The organism is Selenomonas sp. F0473, assembly GCF_000315545.1.
In the GTDB taxonomy this organism is placed as follows: domain Bacteria; phylum Bacillota; class Negativicutes; order Selenomonadales; family Selenomonadaceae; genus Centipeda.
Window position 1 is genome coordinate 1,050,996 of the sequence record NZ_JH992902.1, and the last position, 21,809, is coordinate 1,072,804.

Consider the following 21,809-nt stretch of genomic DNA (forward strand, 5'->3'; position numbering starts at 1 on the left):
TGTCACGACTGCGGACGTTCGCGTGGAGGCGGACGCCGCGCAGGAAGAGGCAAAGTATGAATCCCAGCAGAAGACCATCATCACCAAGGAAGACATCGAGAAGAAACAGGCAAAGTCCGTTGAGGATATCATCTTCAGCGAGACGGGCGTCTCCCGCACCGTCGATGCCATGGGGCGCGTCGGCATCTCGATCCGCGGTGCAGAGCCGCGCCATACGCTCATCCTCGTCGATGGTCAGCCCGTTCTCGGCGATCTCGCGAAATACTCGGGCGCGGCAGACGAGGTGATGCGTCTCGGCACGGAGAACGTCGAGCGCATCGAGATCATTCAGGGCGCGGCGAGCTCGAAGTTTGGCTCGGATGCCATCGGCGGCGTCGTCAACATCATCACGCGTAAGGCGACCAAGGATCCCCGCTTCCAGTTCAATGTTGAAGGCCTGCGTCGTGCGGATGACGAATCCGCACTGCCATTCTCAAATTTTTTCCTGCGTGCAGATTCGGGACAGATGGGAAAGCTTCGTCTCGGCCTCTCGGGGAGTAAGCGCGATATTATGCCGGTATACGCGAATGATAAGCGTCGAGAGAGCGGCATGAGTTTCGATTACAAAGACCGCGATTTCAAACCGAATGCCCTACGTTACTATGGCGATACTGCAAATATCGGTCTTGTCGGAACCTATGAGGCAAATAGTCATAACAATTTCGAGTTCCGTTTGGACCGCTATACGGAAGATCTCATCCGCGACATCAAGCATTCCGATTCCGATCTCGAACCGCAGCAGCATTTCAAACGGCAAACGGGCAGGAATTCCTACAACGTCGGCTGGCGAGGCGATCACGGCAACACCGACTGGAATGTCGAGATGAACTATACGAATATCAAAGAAGACGACGTATCGCTCATTAACTATGAGGGCCACAGCGAATACCAGGGTAAGAACGAACTGCGCTATGTCGACGATATCGATCACCGTCAGTTTGACTTCAAGGCATCGGCGAATACGCAGATCAACGACAAGCATCTGCTCAGCTACGGCTTCGGCTTCACGAACGAAAAGGGAGAGGGAAGTCGCCTCAAAAGTTCTCCGAACACCTCCACACGCCATATCGACCCGTGGGACTATGACAAAAGCCTCCGCGTCGAGAAAAAGGACCTCACGAACCGCAACGGCGACAATACGGAATACGTTTGGTCCCATATCCATGACTACAAATTCCGCGGCGGAACAAACGGTATCCCGAAATGGGATATGGACTATGAGTACTACCATTACGATCAGGACAAAAGCACGGACTACAAACCGGAATTTACCTACGAGAAGTATATCAAATATGGGATTAAGGACAAAACGGAACCGAACGATTGGTCAAGTTACGCTCCTAACGGTTTACCGTGGGAAGGTCATGACAGAGATGAGTTCTTTGAACTCAAAGCGCGTTTACAGGCGGAAAACCCCGGGTACTACGGCGCCAATATCGTTGAAAAATATTTCCACTACGGCGAGGATCGCGACGAGCGCGCCCCAAAACTGAACGGCAAACCGTTCCTTGGAGAATACTGGGACCGCGATCAGCGCATTACCGTCGGCAGCGGCACAATTAAAAAGCAGAATTTCTTCATCGGCGATACCTGGCAGGTCTCGAACGATACTCTGCTCTATCCGATTATTCGTCTCGACCACAGTAATCTGTTCGGCACGAACGTTTCCGGCAACTTCGGCATGACGCATAACATCGGCGGTAATCCGCACAAACGCTTTAAGGCGAACATCGGCACAAGCTATGCGGAACCCGGCATGGGCGAGCTCTGGTACAACTGGGAAATGTATGCCAGCAACCCCGTCGGTATCGGCTATGCAAAGATGGGCTGGTGGTGGGCCGGCAATCCAAATCTAAAGCCGGAGAAATCCGTCAATATTGATATGAGCCTCGAAGGTGAGAATAAAAACACCTACGCACGCGTAGGCCTCTTCCATAACCGTATTCGGGACTATATGACCGTCTACTTTACGGGCAGATATATGGATTTTGCACCGCAGCTTGGAGACAGTGCAAAGTGGATGCGCGCGCCCGATATGATCTACAGCTTTAAAAACATCGGCAGGGCCGAAATCACAGGGCTTGAGGCGGAGGTGAGGCAAAAGCTCGGCCCCCATTGGAGCACAAAGCTCGGCTACACCTATCTCCATGCAATCAACAAGTCCGACCCGCTGATGCCGCATCGGCTCATCGACCGACCGGAACATAAACTCGATATCAGCATCTCTTACGAGGACAAAAAGACCGGCTGGGGCGCGACGCTTTGGGGTGATTACTACATCCATATGCTGGACAGCAACACCCTCGCAAACAACAAGAATTATTGGCCGGATATTTTGGGACATGCGGGAGGCGTATACGAAAAACAAGAATATGAAGAAAAGACCTTCGGCATCTGGAACTTCATGCTGCAAAAGCAGATCAGCGAAGATGCGATGGTCTATATCGGTGTGAATAATATCTTTAACCACCGTGACGACGACCGTGCGACGCAGGAACGCGTCTACCGGATCGGGGCGAACTTTAAGTTCGATACCGTCGGAAGCGGAAAAAAGAGAAGTCTCATTACAAACGGTGCGACAGAGGCAGGGGTACAGGAAGAGGCTGTCCTGCGGAACTTCCTCAACCGTCCGTTCGATACGGACAAAGCCCCGGGCGTCTCCATCATCGGCGACTACCGTATGCGCTGGGCGGCACACGGCGGAACGAACCGCCCGAAGTCGACGTATACCGCGAATTCCTCCGTCGGCTCGGCAGCAAAGAATATGCGCGATGCCAATGACCACGGATTCGAACAGCGTATTCGGATCGGAGCAGATGCACGCATTTCAAAAGACACCAATATTAAGGTGCTCGGCAGTCTCTCAGGCACAAATAGCGTCGATAACGCCGACTCCCTCCCCGCGTCGCGCGGACTCAATAAAGCGCGCCTCGAGCAGGCGGATGTCACCCGGCATACGAAGAAATGGGATCTTTCCCTCGGCCGGCTGACCGAGCCGATGGGCGTCACGGGCTATTGGTTCAGCAAAGAGTACGACGGTATTCGCGCCGTGTTTACGGGCAGTCGAACGCAGCTGCGCCTCGGCTACGGTACATTTAAGCACAGCACAGGAATATCGGATTCTGCCTATACGCACTCTACTTACGAAACCTTCTATCGTCCGCCGACGATCGTCGAACTCCTCGGCATCAACAAAGCGGACTTTGACGCGGGCGCTTCCATTGCAGACAAAACGGCGGATGCAACCGCAGCGTATGAAGCGAATTTCAAAGGAAAAACCAATGCGCTCTATTACTACCAGCAACTCAAGGATGCGCAATCGAACGGTGCGAGTGCCGAAGAAAAACTAGCGATACTCAAACGACTACACAGTGTCGTAAAAGCGGCTTACGGGCCCGCATTGCACAATAAGATATTCGCACTCGCCCCGGGCGAAGGGACAACGGCGTTCTATGAGGTCGAGGATGACAACGGCAACGTCAAAGTTCTGAAACTCTTAAATGATGATTCGATGTCATCGTATACGAGCCACATTGATCCGAATCCGCAGAATATGAGCGCTGAGGAGCGCGCATTCAAAGAAAAGGTTAATAGTCTGTTAGGGTTCCATATGGACGACGAGGCCCCGTTGCGGACGGATGACGCCTATGTACAGGAAAAACAGCAGAATCTGAGCGAAGCATATGAGCGCATCGCAAAATTTTGGGCAGAATACGACTTCAAAAATATGCAGCATGCCGAGCGTGTGGACGGATTGCCGCCACAGGGCGAAGTGTGGACGCTTTCGGGAGGCAGATGGGTCAAAGACGGCACGACGGTTTCCACACTGACCTATCATAAGTTCAGGCGAATCGTCACGCTCTCCAACGAGAACTCCGGCGGTTGGATGAATCCCTCGTATCGCAACGGCATGAATTTCACGCAGGACAGCTACAACAGCAACTATACCGGAAACTACGATACCGCAGACAGCGAATACGATTTGCAGATGAATCGTATCAGCTATGAGTATCTCAAAGCACTAGAAGAGGTGTTGGAAAATACCGAGAACGGAAACCAAGGGCCGCGTTCCGCTCTCGGCAATGTTGTCGGCAATCTCATCAAAACGTCGGGTATCGTCCTTGAGAGAGACCGTATTCCCCCCATCGACAAGGCTTTCTTCATTCAGGCGCGCAGAGAGATCACGCCGCGGCTCGGCGTTGCGGCATGGTACCTGCGCTCCGTTGGCGATAAGACTTACACGGCGCGTGCTGCCAATGGAACGGGAAACGACGTCAGCACATTCAACCATCTTGCCAACGTGATCGGCGTCGGTGCAAAGTGGCAGATGGGCAAAAAGACGGCGGTCTCCTTCGACTACGGCATGAACCGTACGGCATTTGGCAGGTATATGAACGGCACCTCTGTCTTTGAACATAAAGCGCGTACCGACGTATTCACGCCAAGAGGGCGTCATGTCGGCAGCGTGCCGATATTCTGGATGGCACGCCTCGATATCGGGCAGTCCGACACCGATCGTCCGGGAACTTGGAACGCGTTCGTCGACTACAAGTATTTCGAACACGGCTCTTTCTTCGGCGGCAACGGAACGGAATCTCTGCCCGACCGCTATCTCGACGGCATCAAGAGCTTTACCATCGGCGGCGGCTATGTGCCGGCACGAAACTGGCTCGTCGAGCTGTTCTACACCTTCGATGCGAAGGGCATCAACAGCCGCGATACACTCCACGGCCCGGAGAAATTCAAACTGGGCAACTACGCCCGCTTCCAGATCACCTACAAATTCTAAACGCCCTGGCGATAACAATCACCCATGAAAAATCCCCCGTCGTACGGGCAGAAATGCTCCGTACGGCGGGGGATTTTCGATTCGCTGCTAAACATTTCACATTTCCTCCGCATGTGGTAAAATACATGCATCACTAGGAAAGAGGTGCCTATCTCATGGCAAATAAACCGCCCTACACGATCACGGAACGCGCCGCCGATTCCTTGGCAAAGATCGTCGAGGTTGTGACGCGTCTGAAATATGCAACGGGATTTAGCCGCGACATTCGTCTCCATCGGGAAAATCGTCTGCGGACGATTCACGCCTCCCTCGCTATCGAGGGAAACTCTCTCACGCTCGGCGAGGTGCGTACGATCATCGACGGAAAGCTCGTTACGGGCGGTGGGACGGAGATCGCGGAGGTCAAAAATGCGTACGCCGCCTATGATCGACTTATGTCGTTTGATCCGTATGCGGTCAAAGATTTTCTCAAGGCACATGCGCTGATGATGCGGGGGCTGATCAAAGAAGCAGGGCAGTTCCGCAACGGAGATGTCGCGGTGTTCGACGGCACCGTCCCCGTGCATATCGGCGCACGTCCGCAGTTCGTTCCCATGCTTGTTGAGGAGCTTTTTACATGGGCGCGCGCATCCTCTCTGCATCCGGTGCTAAAAAGCGCCATCCTCCACTATGAGATCGAGACGATTCACCCCTTCGCCGATGGCAACGGACGCATGGGGCGGCTCTGGCAGATGCTGCTCCTCGCGCAGTGGAACCCGCTCTTTGCGTGGATCCCGATAGAGTCGCTTCTCTACCGGCAGCGACCGGAATATTACCGGGCGATTGAGGAGGCGCGGCACAATAATGATAGCGCTGTGTTCATCGAGTTCACGCTCGCGGCTGTTCTGCGCAGCATCATCGAGCAGGAAAAGCACCAAGTCGAGCACTATGATGAGCACGATGTCGAGCACTATGTCGGGCTGAGCGATGCACAGTGTACGCTGCTGCGTGCGATGAGCAGCGCCGAACTGACGCGTCGGGAGCTGTTTGGCCGTCTCGGGATACGGGGCGATTCGCGTGCATATCGGCGGCATATAGATCCGCTGATTTCCGCGGGGCTCATCGAAATGACGCTCCCGGACAAGCCGAAGAGCCGCCTGCAAAAATATCGTTTGACAGAAAAAGGACGAGCCGCATGCGGTGAAATATCTTTATGAAAAAAGTTGTAAATTTTTCCCAAAAGTATCTTGATTTTCATTATCATAAGTGCTATAGTTAGTTCAGGCTTTCGTTAAAGCTCTCCTAAAATATAATACACAGCAAAGATAGTCCACAGTGGAGTGTGGGCTATTTTTGTGCGGCCGGTCACACATAAATCTTGACAGTCATGTTATAATAAATCAAAAAGTCAAGAGGAGATGATTGTATGGCAAAAGAGCATATTGAGAAGGATATTGTCATCATCGGCGCCGGCATGGCGGGGCTCACGGCTGCCCTCTACGCGGGCCGTATGAATCTGCGGACGCAGGTGCTCGAGAACTCGCTCGTCGGCGGGCAGATTGCGACGGCGTCGGATATTGAGAACTTCCCTGGATTTGAACGCATCAGCGGGATGGAGCTCATCGGCACACTTGAGAAACAGGCCAAGAACTTCGGCGCGGAGATCGACGAGTTTGACCGCATCGAGCGCGTCGACCTCAAAAGCACGCCGAAGATCGTGGAGACGGAGACGCGCGTCTACGAGACCCCCGTCGTTATCATCGCCTCGGGGATGAACCGGCGCAAGCTGCCGCTGCCCGAGGAACCGCACTATTTCAACCGCGGCGTCCACTACTGCGAACTCTGCGACGGGCATACGTATCAGGATAAGATCATCACGGTGATGGGCGGCGGCAATGCGGCCGTCGACGCGGCAAATTTCCTGACGAAATACGCGAAGCATCTCTACCTCATCCACCGCTCGCAGCTCCGCGCGGACAAGTCCTCGCAGGATGCGCTCTATGCGAATCCGAAGGTGACGGTGATGCTCGAAACGGAGATTACGCACCTCGTCGGCGCGGACCGGCTGACGGCAATCGAGCTGCTGCACAAGGACACGGGCAAGACGGAGACGCTGTCCGCGGACAGTATCTTCGTCAATATCGGCGTGCTGCCGAATACGGATCTTTTCAAGGGGCAGCTGGCGCTCACGGAGAGCGGCTACATCGCGGCAGACGAGAACTGCCGCACGGAGATCCCGGGGGTCTTCGTCGCGGGCGATATCCGCGAGAAAGAGATTCATCAGCTGACGACGGCGGCGTCCGACGGGACGACGGCGGCGCTCCACGCGGAGAAATATCTCGCGTCGCTGAAATAAGTTTGATATATAGAGGAGACTTTCACATGGTTCAGGTTTTTTCGTTCGACGCCTGCCCGTGGTGCACGAAGGCGAAGAAATATCTTGATACGAAGGGCGTCGCCTACGAGGTGCGCGATATCGAAAAGGATCCCGCGGCCTATGACGAGCTGCTCAGACTCACGGGCGAGGGTTCCTGCCCCGTGATCCGGGCGGATAGCGGAGATTATGTGCGCGGCTTTGATCGGCCCGCAATCGACAAGCTGCTGGGACTCTGAGGAGGTTGCGATATGGTAAAGGTGTATTCGATCACGGTCTGCCCGTGGTGCGAGAAGGTAAAGCGCTACCTGAAGTACCGCGGCATCCCTTACGAGGAACACAACATCGAGCATGATCCGGCGGCGCTCGAGGAATGCCGCCGCATCTCGGGCGACACGATCGTCCCCGTCACGACGGCGGACGGCAAAGAGTATGCGCTCAGCTATGACCGCGAAAAGCTCGACAAGATTCTAGGGATTACGGCGTAACGAAACGAACGGTTCAAGAGGGCTGCCGCACGGAGAAAAATCGTGCGGCGGTCCTTTTTCGCTTGCCAAACTTTTGAGACGGGATTAAAATACATATAGATGTATTTTTCTGAATCGAATGAAGGAGGTATCAACATGACCGGATTACCGCTCATCATCGCCTTTGTCATAGCGATCGTCATAATGATCGTTATGATCTCAAAGCTGCGCATTCATCCGTTTATCTCCATCATGCTCGTCTCCTTGGGGCTCGGGCTCGCCGCAGGGATCCCGCTCGTCGATCACAAACTCGAAAGCGGCGCGGTGCAGTACGGTCTCGCCACAGTCATCGGACAGGGATTCTCCGGAACGTTCACGAGCATCGGCATCGTCATCATCCTCGGCGCAATGATCGGAACGGTGCTTGAGAAGACGGGCGCCGCGCTGAAGCTTGCGGATATGGTGATCCGGCTCGTCGGCAAGGACAATCCGGTCATCGCGGTGCAGCTCATGGGATGGGTCGTCTCGATCCCCGTCTTCTGCGACTCTGGTTTCGTCATCCTCGACCCGATCCGCAAGGCGCTCATCCGGCGCACGGCGGTCTCTGCGGTCTCTATGACGTTCGCGCTGAGCGCCGGCCTCTTTATCTCGCACGTCTTTATCCCGCCGACGCCCGGCCCCATCGCAGCCGCAAGTACGCTCGGCATCGGCGACTACCTGCTGCAGGTCATCGGCCTCGGCATGCTCTGCTCGATCTTCCCGCTCATCGCGGGCTATTTCTTCGCGCGCTATATCGGTACGAAGGTGAAGTCAAAAGACGAGGTGGATCCGCAGGATGTCGCAAAGGTCTACAACGATCTGATCGACTCGTACGGCAAGCTGCCCTCGGCGTTCAACACGCTCGCGCCGATCGTTGTCCCCATCCTGCTCATGGCGTTCTCCTCGATCGTCGCGATGGCCGGCGGCAAGGGCCCCGGCGCGGATATTGTGCGCTTCCTCGGCACGCCGATCATGGCGCTTGCCGTCGGGATGGGATTTGCGACGATCCAGCTTGCGGCGGTGGACCGCATGCATGAGTTTTACAAAATCTGCAACGACAGTCTGATGACGGTCGGTCCGATCCTCTTCATCACCGCGGCGGGCGGAGTGCTCGGCAAGGTGATCGCAACGTCGGATATGGTGCATTATATCTCGCAGCACGCCGGCGTGTTCTCAAGGATGGGGATTTTCTTCCCGTTCCTGCTCGCTGCGGTGCTCAAGACTGCACAGGGTTCTTCGACCGTCGCGCTCATCACGACGGCGGGCATCGTCGGTCCGCTGCTCCCCGTCCTCGGCTACCATACGCCGATCGAGATCACGCTCGTCTGTATGGCGATCGGCGCGGGCGCGATGACCGTCTCGCACGCGAACGATTCGTATTTCTGGGTGGTCTCGGAGTTCAGCGGCATGACGCCGGATCAGGGCTACCGCGTCCAGACGATGGGCACGCTCGTCCTCGGCATCGCCGCGATCGTCGAAATCGCGCTGCTGAGCCTCGTGCTGCACTGACGATTCCCCCAATTCTAAGAGAACTTGCCTTGATCCCTGTGCCCGGGCATGTTAAGATGCGGACAAGTCCAGTAAAGGAGGGATCTCAATGAAAAAAATTACGCTGCGTCTGCTCGCGTTCACCCTGACGCTGATGCTTGCCCTCTCGGGCGCGGCGCTCGCGAAAAGCGCAAATCAACAGCGGGCGGAGATCGGCCGGCTGCACACGAAGGCGCTCGCCAATCTCTACGACGTGAATCCGAACGCGCAGGACGTCATTGCAAACAGTTACGGCTATGCGACGATCAGCTCAACGGGAGCGAAGATCGGCCTGTTCGGCAGCGCGCATGGGCGCGGGCTCGCCGTCAACAACGCGACGGGCGAGCGCGTCTACATGAAGATGGAGGAATACGCGCTGGGCATCGGGCTCGGGGTGAAGGAGTACGACCTCATCTTCGTCTTCGGATCGGAACACGCATGGGACTCCTTCGTCTCCGGCAAGTTCAAGGTCGGCGGCGAGGCGACGGCATCCGCCACGGACGGATACTCCGGCGGCGCGATCGACGGCGCGGACGTCGTCGCAAAGGACATGTGGGTCTATCAGGTAACGACGAAGGGGCTTGCCGTCGGCGTGTCGCTCAAGGGGCTCAGCATCTATCCGAACAAGGATTTAAACTGACCGCGTAAAAAATCTGCCGCCGTCACGAGACGGCGGCATCGTTATGTTCATACTTCCTCGTCGAATTGGGGCCGCCGCACGGGCGCAAAAACCGCCTATATGCGCCGGCCCCTTATTTTGACCGCAGTATTTATTTCATCAGCGAACCTTCGTATTTCAACGTCGCGAAGTAGTCGTTCAAGGTCTGCGCGCGGCGGATGAGCTCGATGCTGCCGTCCTCACGCAGGAGGAGCTCGGCGCAGTGGAGCTTGCCGTTGTAGTTGAACCCCATCGCGCTGCCGTGCGCGCCCGTGTCATGAATGATAACGACGTCGCCGATGTCGATGGAGGGGAGCTTTCGGTCAACGGCGAATTTATCGTTGTTCTCACAGAGCGAACCCGTAACGTCGTAGACGTGATCCGCCGGGGCGTGCTCCTTGCCGAGGACAGTGATGTGGTGATAGGCGCCGTAGAGCGCGGGGCGCATGAGGTTCGCCATGCAGGAATCCAGCCCGACATACTCCTTGTATGTATTTTTCTTGTGGAGCACGGTCGAGACGAGCCAGCCCGCATTCCCCGTCACGGCGCGTCCGCTCTCCGTGCGGATGGCGACGTCGCCGAGTCCCGCAGGATTCATGATTTCATGATAAAGCCGCTCAATGCCCGCACCGACCGCCGCGAAGTCCACGGGATCCTCCTCCGGACGGTACGGGATGCCGAAGCCGCCGCCGAGGTTGACGAACTCGACGTGAATACCGCATTTTTCCTTCAGCTCCACGGCGAGCTCGAACATGATGCGCGCCGTGAGGAGGAACGCCTCCGTGCGCAGCTCGGCGGAGATGACCATCGTGTGCAGTCCGAACCGCCGCACGCCCATGGCGCGCGCACGCGCATAGCCCTCGAGCATCTGCGCGTGCGTCAGTCCGTATTTTGCCTCCACAGGTTTCCCGATGATATCGTTGCCCTCTATCGTATCCCCCGGATTGTAGCGGAACGAGAGCACCTCGGGCAATCCCGCGTGCTCCGCCATATAGCCGAGATGCGTGATGTCGTCGAGGTTGACGACGGCGCCGAGTTCGATTGCCTTTTGGAACTCGTCGAACGGCGTGTCGTTCGACGTGAGCATGATCTCTTCGCCCACGACGCCCGCCGCCTCGGAGATGAGAAGTTCTGCGATGCTGCTGCAGTCCGTCCCCGCGCCCTCCTCGTGCAGGAGCTGCACGATGCGCGGATTTGGCAGCGCCTTCACGGCGAAATGCTCGCGAAATCCGGGCGCCCATGAGAACGCGTCGCGCAGGCGGCGGTAATTCTCCCGAATCCTGCGCTCGTCGTAGATGTGAAACGGCGTCGGAAACTTCTTGATAAGCTCTATCGTCCGCTCCTTCGTGAGCGGAAAAATCTTCTCGTTCATATTGTCCTCCCAAAGTAAAGATGCCCCATTATAGCAATGCAAAAACGCCTCTGTCAAATTGTATACCTTGACGTACGGCGCGCCCTCCCTTATAATGAGGGCTAACTTTTTATATGATAATGAGAACTGTCAAAGGAGGGTTCCGCATGAAGTTCAGAGAGAAGACACTGCGCCTCGCGGCGGCATTCGCCTGCACGGCGCTGCTCAGCGCGGCTCTTACAGGCTGCGGGGATAACGGGGCGTCGTCCGATGAGATCAAGATCGGCGCAAATTTTGAAATGACGGGCAACACGGCGAACTACGGCATCTCGACGCTCGAGGGGCTAAAGCTCGCGATTAAGGAAGCGAACGATGCGGGCGGCATCAACGGGAAGAAGATCGTCCTCGTTGAAGCGGACAACAAGTCCGAGGCGGCGGAGTCCGTGAATGCGGCGACAAAGCTGATCTCCGACGATCACGTCCGCGCGATTGTGGGCCCCGCGACGACCGGGAACGTCATCGCCGAGTCTCAGATCGCCTCGGACAGCAAGGTGCCCGTGATCGCGCCGGACGCGACGGCGGTCGACGTGACGGTCGAGAACGGCACGGTGAAGCCGTGGATTTTCCGCAGCTGCTTCATCGATCCGCAGCAGGGCGACGTCATGGCGAAGTTCGCGCTCGATACGCTGAAGGCAAAGATCGCGGTCATCTACCTCGACAACTCGACGGACTACTCCAAGAGTCTCGCGCAGGTCTTTGAAAAGGTCTTTACGGCGGGCGGCGGGCAGGTCGTCATGACCGAAGCGTTCCTCGCAAAGGATCAGGATTTCAAGGCGACGCTGACGCGTCTGCGCGGCGCGAATGCGGACGTCATCTTCGTCCCCGCCTACTACGAGGAGGTCGGCAAGATCGTCAAACAGGCGCGCGAGATCGGCATCACGGCGCCCATCATCGGCACGGACGGCTGGGACGACGCGAAGGTCGCGGAGCTCGCGGGGGCGGCGGCGCTGAACAACACATATTTCAGCACGCATTACTCGGATAAGGACGAATCGGTACGCCCCTTCATCGACGCCTATCAGAAGGAATACGGACACGCCCCGAACGTCTTCGCCGCGCTCGGCTACGACGCGGGCAAGCTGCTTGTCGACGCGCTGAAGCGCGCGGGCTCGGACGATCCTGAAGCGCTCCGCAAGGCAATCGAAGAGACGAAGGATCTCGCTGTCGGCACGGGCACGATCACGATGGATGCCGAGCACAACCCGATCAAGCAGTTGGTCATCCTCGAGAATAAGGACGGCGACCGCACGGTTGTGGCAAAGATTATGCCGAGCATGTGATTCGTCGGTACGAATAGGGTCAAAGAGCCGCAATGCGCGGCTCTTTTTCATCCGAAGTAAGGAAACACCCGATAATCGATGACGCGGAAGTAATATTCCGCGTCATCTAGGAGAATAGCATGGATTTTCTTCAGCAGCTCATCAACGGAATCTCGCTCGGCAGCATCTACGCGCTCATTGCGCTCGGCTATACGATGATCTACGGCATCATCAAGCTCATCAATTTCGCGCACGGCGACATCTACATGGTCGGCGCGTACCTCGGGTTCTACGCCGTCACGCTCGGCATCCCCGTCGTGCCGGCGATCCTCATCTCCATGGCGGTGACCTCCCTGCTCGGCATCGCGGTCGAGCGGTTCGCCTACCGCCCGCTCCGTCATGCGCCGCGCATCTCGGTGCTCATCACGGCGATCGGGGTGTCGTTCCTCCTCGAGTACGTCATGATGGCGATCGTCTCGCCGACGCCGCGCACGTTCCCACCGACGATCAGCGACGTCTCGTGGACGATCGCGGGGCTCGTCATCAGCGGGCAGCAGCTGCTCATCATGGGCGTGACCTTCGTGCTCATGGTGATCCTCACCTACATCGTCCGCGCGACGAAGATCGGCAAGGCGATGCGCGCCGCATCCTACGACACCGAGGCGGCGCAGCTCATGGGCATCAACGCCGACCGCATCATCTCCGTCACGTTCGCCATCGGCTCGGCGCTCGCGGCGGTCGCGGGCGTCCTCATCGGCATCTACTACAACTCCATCGACCCGCTGATGGGGCTCATGCCGGGCATTAAAGCGTTCGTCGCGGCGGTCTTCGGCGGCATCGGCATCCTGCCGGGCGCCGTCGTCGGCGGCATCGTGCTCGGCATCGTGGAGGCGTTCATCTCGGGCTTCGGCTTCTCGATGTTCCGCGACGCGGCCGCATTCGCGATTCTGATCCTCGTCCTGCTCCTGAGACCCGCGGGCATCTTCGGCAAGAATATCAAGGAAAAGGTGTAAGGAGGCGCACGCATGAAGATACTGCAAAACAACGATCTCAGGATGCTCCTCTTTGCCCTCATCATCTACGGCGTCATCATGGGGCTCACGGGCGCGGGGCTGCTCAGCGCGTTCTGGCAGCTCAACCTCATCTTCGCGGGGCTCAATATCATGCTCGCGGCGAGCCTCAACCTCATCAACGGCTACACGGGACAGTTCTCGCTCGGACACGCGGGCTTCATGGCGATCGGCGCGTACGTCGGCGTCATTCTGACGACGAATTTCCACCTCCCCTTCATCGCCGCACTCATTGCGGGCGGCGCGGCGGCGGGACTGCTCGGCGCGCTCATTGGGCTGCCGACCCTGCGCCTGCGCGGCGACTACCTCGCCATCGCGACCCTCGGGTTCGGCGAGATCGTCCGCATCGTCATCATCAACGTGCCGTATGTCGGCGGCGCGGCGGGCTTTAAGGGCATCCCCCATCTGACGAACTTCACATGGGTGTTCTTCCTCATGCTCGCCACGCTCTTTATCATCAAGAATTTCGTGAACTCCCGTCACGGGCGCGCCTGTCTCGCCATCCGCGAGAACGAGATTGCGGCGGAGGCGATGGGCATCAACACGACGCGGTACAAGGTGCTCGCCTTTACCGTCGGCGCGGCGTTCGCGGGCGTCGCGGGCGTGCTGTTCGGGCATAACATGTACATCCTCAGCCCCGCCTCGTTCACGTTCATGCAGTCGTTCAACATCCTCATCATGGTCGTCATGGGCGGCCTCGGCTCGATGACCGGCTCGATCGCGGGCGCGCTCGTCGTGACATTCCTCTCGGCCGCGCTCGCGAGCTTCCCGAACGCGCGCATGATCGTCTACGCGCTCGCGCTCATCCTCATGATGTTCTACCGCCCGCAGGGGCTCTTCGGCTACGTTGAGGTCACGGCGATGCGTCCGCTGAATCGATTCTTCCGGAAGGGGGGCGCCGCGTCATGACAAAGACAAAAGAGCTGCTCAAAGCGACCGACGTCTCCATGGTATTCGGCGGTCTTTCCGCCGTCTCCGACCTGAACCTCTACATCCGCGCAGGCGAACTGGTCGGGCTCATCGGGCCGAACGGCGCGGGCAAGACGACGGCGTTCAACCTCTTTACGGGCGTCTACCGACCCACGACGGGCGACATCACCCTGCGCGGCAAGAATATCGTCGGGCTCGCGCCCTATCAAATCACGGCGCGCGGCATCGCGCGGACATTCCAGAACATCCGCCTCTTTGGCGAACTCACCGTCCTCGACAACGTGAAGATCGCGTACCACAGCCACATGAACTACGGTTTCCTCGAGGCCGTGCTCCGCGTCGGGCGTTATCGCAGCGAGGAACGAAAACTCGAAGAGGAGGCCATGCGCCTGCTTGAAATCTTCCGGCTCTCAGACAGCGCGCAGGAGAAGGCAAAAAACCTCCCCTACGGCGCGCAGCGGCGCCTCGAGATCGCGCGGGCGCTTGCCGCGCAGCCCGCGCTGCTGCTCCTTGACGAGCCCGCCGCGGGCATGAACCCGCAGGAGACGCAGGAGCTCATGGAGATGATCCGCTGGGTGCGACGTGAATTCGGCATCACGATCCTTCTCATCGAACACGATATGGCGCTCGTCATGGGCATCTGCGAGCGCATCTATGTGCTCGAATACGGCACGGTCATCGCAAGCGGCGCCCCCGCGGAGATCCGGTCGAATCCCGAGGTCATCCGCGCGTATCTCGGGGCGGAGGAGTAAATCATGGCAAATGAAACAAAAGCAACCGCGCCCATGCTCAGCGTCACGGATCTGCACGTCTACTACGGCGCGATCCACGCGCTGAAAGGCGTCAGCCTCTCCGTCCGGCAGGGCGAGATCGTCACGCTCATCGGCGCAAACGGCGCGGGCAAATCCACGACCCTGCGCACGATCTCGGGACTGATCGCGCCGCGCAGCGGCGATATCTCCTTCAAGGGCTCATCCATCGCGGGACAGAGGGCGCACGAGATCGTCCGCAGCGGCATCTCGCAGGTGCCCGAAGGGCGCCGCATCTTCGCCGACATGACCGTCATAGAGAACCTCGAGCTCGGCGCGTTCACGCGCAGCGACGCGGACGGCATCGCCGCCGACACCGAGATGGTCTTCGGGCGTTTCCCGCGCCTCAAGGAACGCCGCACGCAGCTCGCGGGCACGCTCTCGGGCGGCGAGCAGCAGATGCTCGCGATGGGGCGCGCGCTCATGAGCCGCCCGCGCCTGCTCCTGCTCGACGAGCCGTCGATGGGGCTCGCGCCGCTTCTGATCAAGGAGATCTTCTCCATCATCGCGGACATCAACGCCGCGGGGACGACGATCCTGCTCGTCGAGCAGAACGCGAACATGGCGCTCTCTATCGCGCACCGCGCCTACGTCCTCGAGACGGGCCGCATCACTCTCTCGGGCGCGGCGCAGGAGCTCGCGGCAAGCGAAGACGTGCGCAAGGCGTATCTCGGCGGCTGATGCGGCGCAGTTTTGCCGCGGGAAGAAGGAAAGTCCATCATAAAGCGCGAATAATGAGAGGCAAAGACGATGTCACAGAACGCATCGATTGACAAGGAGGAGCGTTTATGTTTGTTGCGAGCCGTATGACCAAGAATCCCGTCACCATCGCGCCGGACGCCGGACTCGGCGAGGCGGCGAAGCTGATGGAGAAAGGGCATTTTCGCCGGCTGCCCGTCGTGGAGCACGGGGCGCTCGTCGGATTTTTCACCCAGCGCGATCTCCTGCGGGCCTCCCCGTCCGCGGCGACAACGCTCGACCGTTTTGAAGAGCGCACGCTGCTCTCGAAGATCAAGGTCGCCGACGTCATGCAGAAAGACGTCGTCACCGTCACCGATACCATGACGATCGAAGAGGCCGCGCTCATCATGGCGCGTGAAAAGATCGGCGGCATGCCCGTACTCTCGGAAGTCGGCAGGCTCGTCGGCATCATCTCCTCCACGGACATTTTCAACGCCTTCATCACCGTGATGGGCCTCGACAGCGGCAAGACGCGCCTCACAATCGAGGTGGCGGACCGCAAGGGCGTGCTGCGCGATATCTCCACCATTCTCGCAGAAATGGACATCAACATCGACAGTATGGTCACGATCCCGCAGGAGGGCGGCACCTACGAGATCATCATCCGCGCCGATATCGGGGACGTGGGCACCGTGAAAGAGCGGCTTTTCGCCAAGGGGTTCCGCGTCAGCAATGTAAGACAGATCGGGTGAGGCTGTCATTGCGCAAACGAAACGGGACTGCCGCATGATAAGATGCGGCAGTCCCGTTTTTTGCGGCGCGGGATTTTCACGCCCGGTTTTTCCATATCGGCGAACGGGTCGGCGCGGGTCTTAACTCAAAGCACTTTCCCGTCCGTCCCGATCATGATCGCGAGCGCCGACGGGAAATCGTCGAGCAGTTTCGCCCCCTTCTCGGGACCGAGCACGAAAACGGCCGTGGAGAGCATATCCGAAAGGATTCCCTGATGCCCCTCCCATCCGGGGATATCGGTTGACAGCGGCAGAATTACCGTGACAGAGGCAAGCCCCGTATCCGCAGGATAGCCCGTATGAGGATCGATGAGATGATGATAACGCTTCCCCTCATACATAAAATAGCGCTCATCGTCGCCCGAAGCCGAGAGCACCTCGTCCGTCAGCGGCATCACGAGCAACATATCCGTAGAGCTCTCCCCGCGCGGATTGCGGATGCCGACCTTCCACGGCTCGCCCTCCGCATTGACGCCCAATCCGAGCATGGAACTGGCGCCGAGATCCGCAAGCGCTCCGCCGATTGCCGCCGTCTGCCAGTGCGGCCGAATCTCGTCGAGCGCATATCCCTTGATGAGGGCGCCGCGGTCGATGCGCATGCCCGGCAGCATGAGACGCGCTTCATAGCGATGCATACCGCCTTCCTCCCGTTCCCGCATCTCGAGATGCTCATAGCCGACGCGGGCGCGCGCCTCCCGCACGGCCGCATCGCTCGGCGGCGCCCCGGCGGCGCGCGCATCATCCCAAAGCGCCGTGAGCGTCCCCGCCGTCACGTCGAACGCCCCGTCCGAGCGCCGCGCGATCTCCTGCGCGAACGCAAGCGCTTGATAGAGCGAGGCCGGGAGCTCCGTCCACTGCCCCGTCCCCGCGACAGATTCGAGGGCGCGCACGGCTTCCCCGTCCGTATCTTCCTCCACCCGGGCGAGCCGGTCCAGTCCCTCCCGCAGCGCGGCCTGCGCATCCTGCGGCGCGCCGCGCACCTGCAGGCGCGCCAGCGTCCCCATGACGATGTGCGACTCCTCCACGATGGCGACTGGCGGTTCGGACTCCGGCAGACAGGCGGTCAGCAGCAGCCCCGCCGTAAGGAACAACATGCTCCACCCAAGCAAACGCCGGGCAGGAATCCCGCGTACGGCGGCGAATTTTATTATCATATACGCTCCTTTCACGGTGCGCCACATCTCATCAGCACAGGGGGACTTATGCCGAAACGCGCCAGACTCTATGAAATGCTCCGCTTTATCTTTGTCGGCGGCGCATGCTTCCTTTTTGACTACGGCCTCCTCTATGTTCTCACGGCATATGCGGGGCTCTATTATCTCGTCTCCGCCGCGGTCTCGTTTACTCTCTCCGTCTTCCTGAACTATTGGCTCTGCCTCGTCTGCGTCTTCCGCGGTGCGAACGCGCAGTCCCGCCGCGCGAAGATGTTCTTCTTCGGCTCCAGCATCGCGGGGCTCGGGCTCAATCAGCTGCTCATGTGGTCGCTCGTCGATCTTGCGCACATCCACTATATGATCGCCAAACCCGTCGCAGCCGGCATCGTTATGCTCTGGAACTACGTCCTCAAACGGCGCGCCGTTCTCGGAAGCGTCTAGTTCTTCTCCCGGCCCGTTCTAGGAATACCGCAGCGCATGTCGGAATCCGCTTCTTTCAGAGCATTTCCCATAATCGCATTGTAGCAGTTTTCCCCGCCTCTATGCAAGTCCGTCGCAAAACCCGCTCGTTTCCATGCAAAATGAGAGGATTTTTTCATTTTCCGCTCTTTTTACGGGATGATAAAAAGTTTTTTTCAAATATTTTAGCGTGAAGACGATAAAGAATCCCGCTATTGATACGCTGACCAGGAGAAAAGGGCGGCCTTTATTGTGCAAGTTTTCACTTATCGGAATCTAAATAGACAATATTGTCTATCATAACAGAATATATTCAAAAAATAAGTTAGCCAGAATATTGTATAACAAATAAAATTGTCTTGCTATTTCTCATATTTTGCGTTACACTACAGACAAAGAAAGGACGTCTCATTGACGCAGGTGTATGAGCGTTTTAACGTGTACCTGCAAAAAAGGAAGTGAATATCATGTTTCTGGAGGAACGCCAAGAGCTCATCGTCCGTATGGTGGAACGTGACGGTAAGGTCAAAGTCAAAGAGCTCAGTGCAAAATTCAAGGTCACCGAAGACTGCATCCGCAAAGATCTCGGATCGCTGGAGCGGCAGGGGCGCCTGAAACGTACATACGGCGGCGCCGTCAAACTGATGCAAAGCGTCCACATGATCGAAGTGAGCCGTCACCGCCATATGGATGTGGATGCAAAACGCCGCATCGCACAGGCGGCGGTCTCCCTTATTCAAGACAAGGAGATGGTCTTCCTCGACATCTCGACGAGCAACCTCGCTCTCGCCGAACTTCTCATGAAGAGCGACCGCGATCTCACCGTCGTGACGAATATGGTCGACGTGCTCGGCGTGCTCGCACGCAATCCGCGCATCGATCTCATCTTCGCCGGAGGACAGATCAACCGCGGCAGAGACGGTTTCTGGGGCGGAATGACCCAGGAGTTCATCAAGAGCCTCAAGCCCGACATCGCCTTCGTCGGTGCCGTCGGGGTCGATGTCAAGGCCAACAGCGTCTCCACCTACGACATTGACGACGGGCTGAACAAGGCCGCGATCATCGCGCGCAGCAAACGCGCCTATGTCGTCGCCGAGGCGCGTAAGCTCTCGACGGACGGCAACTACGATTACACGAGCCTCGACGCGCTCGCGGGTCTCATCACGGACACGGAGCCGTCCCCCGATATCCGCGCGGCCGCCGCAGAGCTCGGTGTGGATATCATACTCCCCTAGATTTTCTTTTTGCTCAATGAAAATAAAAAGAAACCGTTCGCCGATGTGTCCCGGACACGAGCGAGCGGTTTCTTTTTTGTCGGCCCCTCTCGCCTCATTACGGGGTGCGGCTCCTTCATATAATATCCCGATTCGGATGCGATAATGACCGCAAAGGGAGGTGCGGGGGATGGACGATTGGGCATCGACGCTCACATCATGCCGGCTCTGTCCGCGCCGCTGCGGCGCGAACCGCGCTTCGGGCGCACGCGGCTTCTGCGGTGCGGACGATACGGTGCGCGTCGCACGCACAATGCTGCACCGCTGGGAGGAGCCGTGTCTCGTCGGCGCACACGGCGCGGGCGCCGTCTTCTTCTCCCACTGTACGCTCCGCTGCGTTTACTGTCAGAACCATGAGATCAGCCGGGGCGAACGCGGCGAAGCGCTGACTGTCGGCGAACTCGCCGCGCGTTTCCTTTCCCTCCAGTCGCAGGGCGCGGCAACACTCGACCTCGTTACCCCGACGCATTACGCGCCGCAGATTCTCGCGGCGCTGCGCCATGCGCGGATCGGCGGCCTTTCGCTCCCCGTCGTTTGGAACACGAGCGGTTACGAAACCCCGGAGACGATTGCCATGCTGGACGGCAGCGTCGATATCTATCTGCCGGACCTGAAATACGCGACGGCGGAGAGCGGTCGGCGCTATTCCGCCGCGCCGGATTATGCCGCGGCGGCCCGCAGCGCGATCGATGCGATGGTCGCGCAGCTCGGCCCCGTCTCCTTTGCCCCGGACGGCCGGCTCCTGCGCGGCGTCCTCGTCCGCCACCTCGTCCTGCCCGGGCACCGCAGGGAGAGCGTCGCGATTGTGCGCCGGCTGTGGGAGGCCTTCGGCGACGACATACAGCTCAGCCTGATGCGTCAGTATACGCCGCTCTACCGCGCGGCAGAGTTCCCGCCGCTCCATCGAACGCTCACGACCTTCGAGTACGAGTCCGTCGTCGATACGGCGCGTGCGCTCGGAATGACCCGCGTCTACGTACAGGGCGCGGAAGCGGCCGGCACGCGCTATGTGCCGGACTTCTAATGCCGCAAAAAAGCCGCTCCGCCGTTGTCCAACGACTTCGGCGGAGCGGCTCTTATTTTCTATCCGCAGGGATCAGCGCTCTTCGACCTCGATCAGCGCGTATTTTCCATCGTTGCGGCCATATACCACATTGACCTCATTTGTCTCCGCATTGCGGAACAGAAAGAAATGGTGGTTGAGCAGATTCATCTGCATGATTGCTTCCTGTACGTCCATCGGGTGGAGCATGAAACTCTTCCTCTTGACGACCGGATAGATATCGTCCTCCTCGGGTACGGGCGCCGCAAACGTCTCCACGGCCTCCGCCTTGAACCCGCCGTGACGGAACCTGCGCTCGAGCTTTGTCTTCTGCTTGCGGATCTGGCGCTCCAGCTTTTCGATGACGAGATCGATTGAACTGTACATATCCTCCGAATGCTCCTCACCGCGCAGCAGCACGCCGCGGACGATGGGGGCAGTTACTTCAACCTTATGATGTTTCCCCTCGACGGAGAGCAGGACCGAAATCTCGCCCACGTTTTCGAAATACTTCGTGATCTTGCCGACGCGCTTCTCCACATAGTCGCGCAGCGCGGGCGTAACCTCGACATTCTTTCCCCGAATCGTGAATGCAGCCATGAAACACAGCCCCTTTCTATCCGCGGGAGCGTTCCTCTTTGCACCGCTCCCTCCTATGCTTATTCTATTTCGACACGAATCCGAAAACCCCTGCCGAGTTCCTTAAATTCTGATTCTTCCGCGATTCGTCGCGCATTTTCTCCAAATGAAAAAGCCCGCTGTGTAAGCCGGGCTTTTCAGAGTATATCCGTTATTCTTTTTTGACGACGTTATCGGCCTGCGGACCGCGCGCGCCCTCAACGATATCGAACTCAACTTCCTGTCCTTCGCTGAGCGTCTTATACCCCTCTCCCTGGATGGAGGAAAAGTGTACAAACACATCGTCGCCGTCATCGCGGGAGATAAACCCATATCCTTTATCCGCGCTGAACCATTTCACTTTGCCCGTCATTTCTACCGGCGCTCCTTTCGATACGAATTGCCTGCGCCGTCGGAATGACCTTGCCGCGGCGCTGGG

Annotated in this window: 20 protein-coding genes; 16 read left to right on the plus strand and 4 right to left on the minus strand. The window is 58.3% G+C overall.

Going from position 1 to position 21,809, the window contains the following annotated elements; genetic code table 11:
• Positions 1–22 precede the first annotated feature (22 nt).
• The 7 genes from HMPREF9161_RS04855 to HMPREF9161_RS04885 all read left to right on the plus strand — a co-directional run bounded on the left by HMPREF9161_RS04855 (position 23) and on the right by HMPREF9161_RS04885 (position 9,854).
• A complete protein-coding gene (locus HMPREF9161_RS04855; protein WP_009728572.1) occupies positions 23–4,828 on the plus strand; it encodes a TonB-dependent receptor domain-containing protein in 4,806 nt (1,601 codons plus the stop codon).
• Positions 4,829–4,983: 155 nt separating this feature from the next.
• A complete protein-coding gene (locus HMPREF9161_RS04860) occupies positions 4,984–6,024 on the plus strand; it encodes a Fic family protein (protein WP_009728573.1) in 1,041 nt (346 codons plus the stop codon).
• 209 nt (positions 6,025–6,233) lie between these two features.
• On the plus strand, positions 6,234–7,163 hold the full coding sequence (locus HMPREF9161_RS04865) for an NAD(P)/FAD-dependent oxidoreductase (RefSeq protein WP_009728574.1): 930 nt from the start codon (positions 6,234–6,236) through the stop codon (positions 7,161–7,163).
• A gap of 26 nt (positions 7,164–7,189) precedes the next feature.
• Positions 7,190–7,420, plus strand: coding sequence for a glutaredoxin domain-containing protein (locus HMPREF9161_RS04870; RefSeq protein WP_009728575.1), 231 nt, complete (start codon positions 7,190–7,192; stop codon positions 7,418–7,420).
• Positions 7,421–7,432: 12 nt separating this feature from the next.
• A complete protein-coding gene (locus HMPREF9161_RS04875) occupies positions 7,433–7,669 on the plus strand; it encodes a glutaredoxin domain-containing protein (protein WP_009728576.1) in 237 nt (78 codons plus the stop codon).
• 135 nt (positions 7,670–7,804) lie between these two features.
• Positions 7,805–9,196, plus strand: coding sequence for a GntP family permease (locus HMPREF9161_RS04880; RefSeq protein WP_009728577.1), 1,392 nt, complete (start codon positions 7,805–7,807; stop codon positions 9,194–9,196).
• A gap of 88 nt (positions 9,197–9,284) precedes the next feature.
• Complete coding sequence (locus HMPREF9161_RS04885; RefSeq protein ID WP_009728578.1) at positions 9,285–9,854, plus strand: YSC84-related protein; 570 nt, start codon at positions 9,285–9,287, stop codon at positions 9,852–9,854.
• A gap of 130 nt (positions 9,855–9,984) precedes the next feature.
• Here HMPREF9161_RS04885 and HMPREF9161_RS04890 read toward each other — a convergent pair whose 3' ends face one another.
• Positions 9,985–11,244, minus strand: coding sequence for a diaminopimelate decarboxylase (locus HMPREF9161_RS04890; protein ID WP_009728579.1), 1,260 nt, complete (start codon positions 11,242–11,244; stop codon positions 9,985–9,987).
• A gap of 146 nt (positions 11,245–11,390) precedes the next feature.
• Between HMPREF9161_RS04890 and HMPREF9161_RS04895 the strand changes: the two genes are divergently transcribed.
• From HMPREF9161_RS04895 to HMPREF9161_RS04920, 6 genes are all read left to right on the plus strand, one after another.
• Positions 11,391–12,563, plus strand: a complete 1,173-nt coding sequence (locus HMPREF9161_RS04895) for an ABC transporter substrate-binding protein (protein ID WP_009728580.1) — start codon at positions 11,391–11,393, stop codon at positions 12,561–12,563.
• Positions 12,564–12,682: 119 nt separating this feature from the next.
• A complete protein-coding gene (locus tag HMPREF9161_RS04900; RefSeq protein ID WP_009728581.1) occupies positions 12,683–13,555 on the plus strand; it encodes a branched-chain amino acid ABC transporter permease in 873 nt (290 codons plus the stop codon).
• A gap of 12 nt (positions 13,556–13,567) precedes the next feature.
• The gene (locus tag HMPREF9161_RS04905) at positions 13,568–14,521 is read left to right on the plus strand and encodes a branched-chain amino acid ABC transporter permease (protein WP_009728582.1); all 954 of its coding nucleotides are present in this window, start codon (positions 13,568–13,570) and stop codon (positions 14,519–14,521) included.
• A complete protein-coding gene (locus tag HMPREF9161_RS04910) occupies positions 14,518–15,294 on the plus strand; it encodes an ABC transporter ATP-binding protein (protein WP_009728583.1) in 777 nt (258 codons plus the stop codon). The genes HMPREF9161_RS04905 and HMPREF9161_RS04910 overlap by 4 nt, the downstream gene beginning before the upstream one ends.
• 3 nt (positions 15,295–15,297) lie before the next feature.
• The gene (locus tag HMPREF9161_RS04915) at positions 15,298–16,032 is read left to right on the plus strand and encodes an ABC transporter ATP-binding protein (RefSeq protein WP_009728584.1); all 735 of its coding nucleotides are present in this window, start codon (positions 15,298–15,300) and stop codon (positions 16,030–16,032) included.
• A gap of 107 nt (positions 16,033–16,139) precedes the next feature.
• Entirely contained in the window at positions 16,140–16,784 is a 645-nt protein-coding gene (locus HMPREF9161_RS04920; protein WP_009728585.1) for a CBS domain-containing protein, read from the plus strand.
• Positions 16,785–16,909: 125 nt separating this feature from the next.
• Here the strand turns inward: HMPREF9161_RS04920 and HMPREF9161_RS04925 are convergent, their stop codons facing one another.
• A complete protein-coding gene (locus HMPREF9161_RS04925; protein WP_009728586.1) occupies positions 16,910–17,977 on the minus strand; it encodes an FAD:protein FMN transferase in 1,068 nt (355 codons plus the stop codon).
• 48 nt (positions 17,978–18,025) lie between these two features.
• On the opposite strand from HMPREF9161_RS04925, the gene HMPREF9161_RS04930 reads away from it, so the two are divergent.
• From HMPREF9161_RS04930 to HMPREF9161_RS04940, 3 genes are all read left to right on the plus strand, one after another.
• Positions 18,026–18,418, plus strand: a complete 393-nt coding sequence (locus HMPREF9161_RS04930) for a GtrA family protein (RefSeq protein ID WP_009728587.1) — start codon at positions 18,026–18,028, stop codon at positions 18,416–18,418.
• Positions 18,419–18,903: 485 nt separating this feature from the next.
• Positions 18,904–19,671 (plus strand): DeoR/GlpR family DNA-binding transcription regulator, encoded by a 768-nt coding sequence (locus HMPREF9161_RS04935; protein WP_009728588.1) that lies wholly within the window; start codon positions 18,904–18,906, stop codon positions 19,669–19,671.
• 169 nt (positions 19,672–19,840) lie between these two features.
• The gene (locus HMPREF9161_RS04940; RefSeq protein WP_009728589.1) at positions 19,841–20,734 is read left to right on the plus strand and encodes a radical SAM protein; all 894 of its coding nucleotides are present in this window, start codon (positions 19,841–19,843) and stop codon (positions 20,732–20,734) included.
• Positions 20,735–20,806: 72 nt separating this feature from the next.
• Here the strand turns inward: HMPREF9161_RS04940 and hpf are convergent, their stop codons facing one another.
• Positions 20,807–21,352: a ribosome hibernation-promoting factor, HPF/YfiA family gene (hpf, locus tag HMPREF9161_RS04945; protein WP_009728590.1), complete on the minus strand. Its 546-nt coding sequence runs from the start codon at positions 21,350–21,352 to the stop codon at positions 20,807–20,809.
• Positions 21,353–21,542: 190 nt separating this feature from the next.
• Positions 21,543–21,743: a cold shock domain-containing protein gene (locus tag HMPREF9161_RS04950; RefSeq protein WP_009350303.1), complete on the minus strand. Its 201-nt coding sequence runs from the start codon at positions 21,741–21,743 to the stop codon at positions 21,543–21,545.
• Positions 21,744–21,809 lie beyond the last annotated feature (66 nt).

What these genes read in the sequence shown, in the direction of transcription:
- HMPREF9161_RS04880 (WP_009728577.1), top strand. Translation starts at nt 7,805, where the DNA reads ATGACCGGATTACCGCTCATCATCGCCTTTGTCATAGCGATCGTCATA.
- HMPREF9161_RS04915 (WP_009728584.1), top strand. Translation starts at nt 15,298, where the DNA reads ATGGCAAATGAAACAAAAGCAACCGCGCCCATGCTCAGCGTCACGGAT.
- HMPREF9161_RS04920 (WP_009728585.1), top strand. Translation starts at nt 16,140, where the DNA reads ATGTTTGTTGCGAGCCGTATGACCAAGAATCCCGTCACCATCGCGCCG.
- HMPREF9161_RS04940 (WP_009728589.1), top strand. Translation starts at nt 19,841, where the DNA reads ATGGACGATTGGGCATCGACGCTCACATCATGCCGGCTCTGTCCGCGC.
- HMPREF9161_RS04900 (WP_009728581.1), top strand. Translation starts at nt 12,683, where the DNA reads ATGGATTTTCTTCAGCAGCTCATCAACGGAATCTCGCTCGGCAGCATC.
- HMPREF9161_RS04925 (WP_009728586.1), bottom strand. Translation starts at nt 17,977, where the DNA reads ATGATAATAAAATTCGCCGCCGTACGCGGGATTCCTGCCCGGCGTTTG.
- HMPREF9161_RS04950 (WP_009350303.1), bottom strand. Translation starts at nt 21,743, where the DNA reads ATGACGGGCAAAGTGAAATGGTTCAGCGCGGATAAAGGATATGGGTTT.
- HMPREF9161_RS04875 (WP_009728576.1), top strand. Translation starts at nt 7,433, where the DNA reads ATGGTAAAGGTGTATTCGATCACGGTCTGCCCGTGGTGCGAGAAGGTA.
- HMPREF9161_RS04910 (WP_009728583.1), top strand. Translation starts at nt 14,518, where the DNA reads ATGACAAAGACAAAAGAGCTGCTCAAAGCGACCGACGTCTCCATGGTA.
- hpf (WP_009728590.1), bottom strand. Translation starts at nt 21,352, where the DNA reads ATGGCTGCATTCACGATTCGGGGAAAGAATGTCGAGGTTACGCCCGCG.
- HMPREF9161_RS04870 (WP_009728575.1), top strand. Translation starts at nt 7,190, where the DNA reads ATGGTTCAGGTTTTTTCGTTCGACGCCTGCCCGTGGTGCACGAAGGCG.
- HMPREF9161_RS04895 (WP_009728580.1), top strand. Translation starts at nt 11,391, where the DNA reads ATGAAGTTCAGAGAGAAGACACTGCGCCTCGCGGCGGCATTCGCCTGC.
- HMPREF9161_RS04865 (WP_009728574.1), top strand. Translation starts at nt 6,234, where the DNA reads ATGGCAAAAGAGCATATTGAGAAGGATATTGTCATCATCGGCGCCGGC.
- HMPREF9161_RS04890 (WP_009728579.1), bottom strand. Translation starts at nt 11,244, where the DNA reads ATGAACGAGAAGATTTTTCCGCTCACGAAGGAGCGGACGATAGAGCTT.
- HMPREF9161_RS04860 (WP_009728573.1), top strand. Translation starts at nt 4,984, where the DNA reads ATGGCAAATAAACCGCCCTACACGATCACGGAACGCGCCGCCGATTCC.
- HMPREF9161_RS04885 (WP_009728578.1), top strand. Translation starts at nt 9,285, where the DNA reads ATGAAAAAAATTACGCTGCGTCTGCTCGCGTTCACCCTGACGCTGATG.
- HMPREF9161_RS04935 (WP_009728588.1), top strand. Translation starts at nt 18,904, where the DNA reads ATGTTTCTGGAGGAACGCCAAGAGCTCATCGTCCGTATGGTGGAACGT.
- HMPREF9161_RS04905 (WP_009728582.1), top strand. Translation starts at nt 13,568, where the DNA reads ATGAAGATACTGCAAAACAACGATCTCAGGATGCTCCTCTTTGCCCTC.
- HMPREF9161_RS04930 (WP_009728587.1), top strand. Translation starts at nt 18,026, where the DNA reads ATGCCGAAACGCGCCAGACTCTATGAAATGCTCCGCTTTATCTTTGTC.